This is a genomic window from Citrobacter sp. S55_ASV_140 (assembly GCF_018919505.1).
GTDB classification, from domain to species: domain Bacteria; phylum Pseudomonadota; class Gammaproteobacteria; order Enterobacterales; family Enterobacteriaceae; genus Citrobacter; species Citrobacter werkmanii.
In genome coordinates this window covers 1-5,977 of record NZ_JAHLQZ010000220.1, presented here as the reverse complement: position 1 = coordinate 5,977, position 5,977 = coordinate 1, and the positions used below count along the sequence as shown (strand labels likewise).

6 protein-coding genes and 1 pseudogene are annotated in these 5,977 nt (G+C 51.5%); all 7 read left to right on the top strand.

Annotated elements, in window-relative coordinates; translation table 11 throughout:
• The coding region (locus KQJ18_RS24735; protein ID WP_253297540.1) for a hypothetical protein at positions 1–95 on the top strand (95 nt) is incomplete at its 5' end.
• Between the two features lie 318 nt (positions 96–413).
• Positions 414–2,138, top strand: a complete 1,725-nt coding sequence (ilvI, locus tag KQJ18_RS20750; RefSeq protein WP_110498747.1) for an acetolactate synthase 3 large subunit — start codon at positions 414–416, stop codon at positions 2,136–2,138.
• 2 nt (positions 2,139–2,140) lie between these two features.
• Complete coding sequence (gene ilvN / locus KQJ18_RS20745; RefSeq protein ID WP_216422635.1) at positions 2,141–2,632, top strand: acetolactate synthase small subunit; 492 nt, start codon at positions 2,141–2,143, stop codon at positions 2,630–2,632.
• A gap of 254 nt (positions 2,633–2,886) precedes the next feature.
• A complete protein-coding gene (gene cra / locus KQJ18_RS20740; protein WP_038637189.1) occupies positions 2,887–3,891 on the top strand; it encodes a catabolite repressor/activator in 1,005 nt (334 codons plus the stop codon).
• A gap of 613 nt (positions 3,892–4,504) precedes the next feature.
• Positions 4,505–4,963 (top strand): division/cell wall cluster transcriptional repressor MraZ, encoded by a 459-nt coding sequence (gene mraZ, locus KQJ18_RS20735; protein ID WP_216422633.1) that lies wholly within the window; start codon positions 4,505–4,507, stop codon positions 4,961–4,963.
• A 1-nt stretch (position 4,964) separates the two neighbouring features.
• Positions 4,965–5,906 (top strand): 16S rRNA (cytosine(1402)-N(4))-methyltransferase RsmH, encoded by a 942-nt coding sequence (rsmH, locus tag KQJ18_RS20730; protein WP_042312345.1) that lies wholly within the window; start codon positions 4,965–4,967, stop codon positions 5,904–5,906.
• Positions 5,903–5,977, top strand: a pseudogene (locus KQJ18_RS20725) (cell division protein FtsL); the annotation flags it as partial. The gene rsmH and the pseudogene KQJ18_RS20725, both read left to right, overlap by 4 nt.

The following is a 5,977-nucleotide window of genomic DNA, read 5'->3' as shown; positions in this document are numbered from 1 at the left end:
GCCGTACATGTTATCTTTCCTGGCATGAAGCTGCAGGCCGGGATAAAGGACATCAATGGATGGAAGAGCTGTTAGTCTCCATCTGTAAGCAATAGCATTCAGCAGAACAAGCCGGATAATACATCTGGTTTGTTCTGCTTTTTTATTTGTATGTAAAATTTTATGCTGAAATCCACTTTCCAGGATTAGCTAACAGTGTAAAAAAATAGAGTAATAGCTGTAAGTCCCCCTTTTTAAGCGATTATTTATCATATCATTTCCTTATCCTGGTTTAATTCTCCATTAAATCGTCGCTTTCCTCCGTTTTATTCTTATTTGCTCTGAGGCTACTCCAGCGGAGTCAATTGCCATGCGTCATCGTCAGCGGTTAATGTGTTGTTAAACCGTTATTCATTATAAGAGTGAGGCAAGCCATGGAGATGTTGTCTGGAGCCGAGATGGTCGTCCGATCGCTCATCGATCAGGGTGTAAAGCAGGTATTCGGTTATCCCGGGGGGGCCGTCCTCGATATTTATGATGCGTTGCATACGGTCGGTGGTATTGATCATGTGCTGGTTCGTCATGAGCAGGCCGCGGTACACATGGCTGATGGCCTTGCGCGCGCCACGGGGGAGGTGGGTGTCGTATTAGTCACTTCAGGACCCGGCGCTACCAACGCGATTACCGGGATTGCAACGGCTTACATGGATTCCATTCCGCTGGTGATCCTCTCCGGGCAGGTCGCAACGTCGCTGATTGGCTACGATGCCTTCCAGGAGTGCGACATGGTGGGCATATCCCGCCCGGTGGTGAAGCACAGTTTCCTGGTCAAACAAACAGAAGACATCCCACAGGTGCTAAAAAAGGCCTTCTGGTTGGCGGCAAGCGGTCGTCCGGGGCCTGTCGTGGTCGATTTGCCGAAGGATATTCTGAATCCCGCCAGGAAACTGCCTTACAGCTGGCCGGAGTCGGTGAGTATGCGTTCGTATAATCCGACGACTACCGGACATAAAGGGCAGATAAAACGCGCTCTGCAGACGTTAGTCGCGGCTAAAAAACCGGTTGTGTACGTGGGTGGTGGCGCCGTTAATGCCGCCTGCCATGAGCAGTTGGGCCAGATCGCTGAAGCTCTTAATCTGCCCGTTGTTTCCTCGCTGATGGGGTTAGGCGCGTTTCCGGCAACACATCGCCAGGCGTTGGGAATGCTGGGCATGCATGGAACTTATGAAGCAAACATGACCATGCATCATTCCGATGTGATCTTTGCCGTCGGCGTGCGCTTTGACGATCGAACAACCAATAATCTGGCAAAATATTGTCCAAATGCGACCGTGCTGCATATCGACATCGATCCGACCTCTATTTCGAAAACCGTCACTGCGGATATTCCGATTGTCGGCGATGCTCGTCTGGTACTTGATCAGATGCTCGAACTGCTGGAGCAGGAGAAATCTCAGCAGCCGCTGGATGATAACCGTGACTGGTGGCAACAGATTGAACACTGGCGCGCCCGTCAGTGCCTGAAATATGACACGCAAAGTGAAAGCATTAAGCCACAGGCGGTGATTGAAACCATCTGGCGTCTGACGAAAGGGGATGCGTATGTGACCTCTGACGTTGGTCAGCATCAGATGTTTGCCGCACTCTACTACCCGTTCGATAAACCACGCCGTTGGATTAACTCCGGCGGTCTCGGCACCATGGGATTTGGTTTACCTGCGGCGCTAGGCGTAAAAATGGCATTGCCTGAGGAAACGGTGGTGTGCGTGACCGGGGATGGCAGCATTCAGATGAACATCCAGGAACTGTCGACGGCGCTGCAGTACGAGCTGCCGGTACTGGTGCTCAACCTGAACAACCGCTATCTCGGCATGGTCAAACAGTGGCAGGACATGATCTACTCCGGACGTCATTCACAATCTTATATGCAGTCGCTGCCCGATTTTGTGCGCCTTGCCGAGGCTTATGGGCATATTGGTATCCAGATTAACCATCCTGAAGAACTGGAAAGCAAACTGAGTGAAGCGCTGGAGCATGTGCGCAACCGTCGTCTGGTGTTTGTCGATGTCACCGTTGATGGCAGCGAGCATGTCTACCCGATGCAGATTCGTGGGGGCGGTATGGATGAAATGTGGTTAAGCAAAACGGAGAGGACCTGATTATGCGCCGGATATTATCGGTATTGCTGGAAAATGAGTCGGGTGCCTTGTCGCGTGTGATAGGCCTTTTCGCCCAGCGTGGATACAATATTGAAAGCCTGACCGTCGCGCCCACTGACGATCCAACCTTATCGCGAATGACGATTCAAACGGTAGGGGATGAGAAAGTCCTGGAGCAGATCGAAAAGCAGCTACACAAACTGGTGGATGTTCTGCGCGTGAGCGAACTGGGGCAGGGCGCCCATGTTGAACGCGAGATCATGTTGGTGAAAATCCAGGCCAGCGGCTATGGTCGGGAGGAGGTGAAACGCAACACGGAGATTTTCCGCGGGCAAATCATCGACGTCACGCCGTCCATCTACACCGTACAGTTGGTGGGCACCAGTGATAAGCTGGATGCGTTCCTGGCAACATTACGTGAAGTCGCCAAAATTGTAGAGGTAGCCCGTTCTGGCGTGGTGGGGCTTTCTCGCGGCGATAAAATCATGCGCTAATAGTCGACTGTAGGCCTGATAAGCACAGCGCCATCAGGCATCATCGCGGAGGCCATGCCGGATGACGGCGTAAATGCCTTATCCGGCCTGGAGGGTTTTCGCTGATGCTATCTGTTGCGCTTTTTTTTGCGAAATCAGCAGTAACCAGAGACAAAAGCGGTTGCCGCAGTCATTATTCTGCGCTTAGATGTTAAGAAACTTAACCCATGCCATCACAAAGGTTATGGTTTGTACATTTTACGCAAGGGGCAATTGTGAAACTGGATGAAATCGCTCGGTTGGCCGGCGTTTCGCGAACGACTGCAAGCTACGTTATTAATGGCAAAGCAAAGCAATATCGCGTAAGCGACAAAACGGTTGAAAAAGTCATGGCGGTGGTGCGTGAGCATAATTACCACCCGAATGCCGTGGCGGCCGGGTTGCGTGCTGGACGCACACGCTCTATCGGGCTGGTGATCCCGGATCTTGAGAACACAAGCTATACCCGGATTGCAAACTATCTGGAGCGCCAGGCGCGTCAGCGCGGGTATCAACTGTTGATTGCCTGCTCTGAAGATCAGCCTGATAACGAAATGCGCTGTATTGAGCATCTTTTACAACGCCAGGTTGATGCCATCATTGTATCGACTTCCTTGCCGCCAGAACATCCGTTCTATCAGCGCTGGGCAAACAGTTCATTCCCGATTGTGGCGCTGGACCGTGCGCTGGATCGCGAACATTTCACCAGCGTCGTGGGTGCGGACCAGGATGATGCGGAAATGCTGGCGCAGGAGTTACGTAAATTCCCTGCAGAAACCGTACTTTATCTGGGCGCGCTGCCTGAATTATCCGTCAGCTTCCTGCGTGAGCAGGGCTTCCGCACCGCGTGGAAAGACGATCCGCGTGACGTTCATTTCCTTTACGCCAACAGCTATGAGCGGGAAGCGGCCGCGCAGCTCTTTGATAAATGGCTGGAAACGCATCCCATGCCTCAGGCGCTGTTTACCACGTCGTTTGCTCTGTTGCAGGGGGTGATGGATGTGACCCTGCGTCGCGATGGGCAGTTGCCGTCTGATTTGGCGATAGCGACTTTTGGCGATCACGAACTGCTCGACTTCCTGCAGTGTCCGGTGCTCGCGGTGGCGCAACGCCATCGCGATGTAGCTGAACGTGTGCTGGAGATTGTGCTGGCAAGTCTGGATGAGCCGCGTAAACCCAAACCTGGGTTAACGCGTATACGGCGTAATCTGTACCGTCGCGGTATTCTGAGCCGTAACTAAGTTGCCTCATTTGGTGACGTCAACGGGATAAGCCTCTGACGTCATCAAATATTCTATTCTCAGAAATAACCTCATTATAATTAAGAATATTCTTTAGAATTATCTGAAATTGATTCTTGAATTATGCCGAATTAAAAATGCAACTCTCCATTTTTGGGTTATTGAAGCGTAAAGATGCGTTACGGTTGTATTATTTTGTTACATGCTTGTAGGGATTTGCCGAATTAACAAACACTTTGCTGCCCTATGGCGACAACCTCACGCTTACCTCGCTCCTGCACGGCATACAGACTGATTAACTGGTACTGTTATCTCGCTGCATATTGTCCTAAAATGCCGCTCGCGTCGCAAACTGACACTTTATATTTTCTTTTGATGATATTCGGTTGTTTTAAACAATCATGAGTTGTTGGATTTTTTTCTTACAAATATTCATGACGTTAATTTGCTTCGTTTGCTGTACGGAATTTGTTCAACGCTGATATTAGCTGTAAACAATGTGTTTTTTGCTCCGCTTAGCGCCGTGACTTGCTTGACAAGGTTTTCCTCCGCTCCGTAAACTCCTTTAAGTGGGATTTTGTGGGACAAAGTGGTAATCGGGGGTGAGACTGGCATGTTCCGGGGAGCAACGTTAGTTAATCTCGACAGTAAAGGGCGCTTATCGGTGCCCACCCGTTATCGGGATCAACTGCTCGAGTGCGCTACCGGTCAAATGGTTTGCACCATTGACATCCATCACCCGTGCCTGCTGCTGTACCCCCTGTCTGAATGGGAAATTATCGAGCAGAAGTTATCGCGTCTGTCGAGCATGAATCCAGTTGAGCGTCGCGTACAGCGCCTGTTGTTGGGGCATGCCAGCGAATGTCAGATGGATAGCGCTGGCCGATTATTGATAGCGCCGATTCTGCGGCAACACGCGGGGCTAACGAAAGAAGTGATGCTGGTTGGGCAGTTCAATAAGTTTGAGCTGTGGGATGAAACGACCTGGTATCAACAGGTCAAGGAAGATATCGACGCTGAGCAGTCTGTTACCGGCGCGCTGTCGGAACGATTGCAGGATTTGTCTCTATAAAATGATGGAAAATTATAAACATACAACGGTGTTGCTGGATGAGGCCGTCAACGGCCTGAATATTCGTCCAGACGGCATCTACATTGACGGGACATTTGGTCGCGGTGGTCATTCACGTCTGATCCTTTCCCAGCTTGGCGAAGAGGGACGTTTACTGGCTATCGATCGCGATCCGCAGGCTATTGCCGTTGCACAGACGATTACCGATCCCCGTTTCTCCATCGTTCATGGACCATTCTCTGCGCTGGCTGACTATGTCGCCGAGCGCGGACTTACCGGTAAGATCGATGGGATTCTTCTCGATCTTGGCGTTTCTTCACCGCAGCTTGATGACGCGGAGCGCGGTTTCTCGTTTATGCGTGACGGTCCGTTGGATATGCGTATGGATCCAACACGCGGTCAGTCCGCAGCCGAATGGCTGCAAACCGCCGATGAAGCGGACATTGCCTGGGTGATTAAAACCTTTGGCGAGGAGCGCTTTGGTAAACGCATTGCCCGCGCCATCGTCGAGCGCAATCGCATCGAACCGATGACCCGCACCAAAGAGCTGGCGGAAGTGATTGCGGCGGCAATGCCGGTGAAAGACAAATTCAAACATCCCGCGACCCGTACCTTCCAGGCGGTGCGCATCTGGGTGAACAGTGAACTGGAGGAGATAGAGCAGGCGCTAAAAAGCTCGCTCAGCGTGCTGGCACCAGGTGGTCGCCTTTCGATTATCAGTTTCCATTCGCTTGAAGACCGTATTGTGAAACGCTTTATGCGCGAACAAAGCCGTGGTCCTCAGGTTCCGGCTGGAATACCGATGACGGAAGCGCAGATCAAAAAGCTGGGCGGCCGTGAGTTAAGAGCACTAGGCAAGATGATGCCGGGTGAAGAAGAGGTAGCTGAAAATCCTCGTGCCCGTAGTTCAGTTCTGCGTATTGCAGAGAGGACGAACGCATGATCAGCAGAGTGACAGAAGCCCTTAGCAAAGTTAAAGGATCGATAGGAAGCAACGAGCGCCATGCCTTGCCT

Excerpts from the sequence above, each read along its gene's own strand:
- ilvI (WP_110498747.1), top strand. The coding sequence starts at position 414 with ATGGAGATGTTGTCTGGAGCCGAGATGGTCGTCCGATCGCTCATCGAT.
- rsmH (WP_042312345.1), top strand. The coding sequence starts at position 4,965 with ATGATGGAAAATTATAAACATACAACGGTGTTGCTGGATGAGGCCGTC.
- mraZ (WP_216422633.1), top strand. The coding sequence starts at position 4,505 with ATGTTCCGGGGAGCAACGTTAGTTAATCTCGACAGTAAAGGGCGCTTA.
- ilvN (WP_216422635.1), top strand. The coding sequence starts at position 2,141 with ATGCGCCGGATATTATCGGTATTGCTGGAAAATGAGTCGGGTGCCTTG.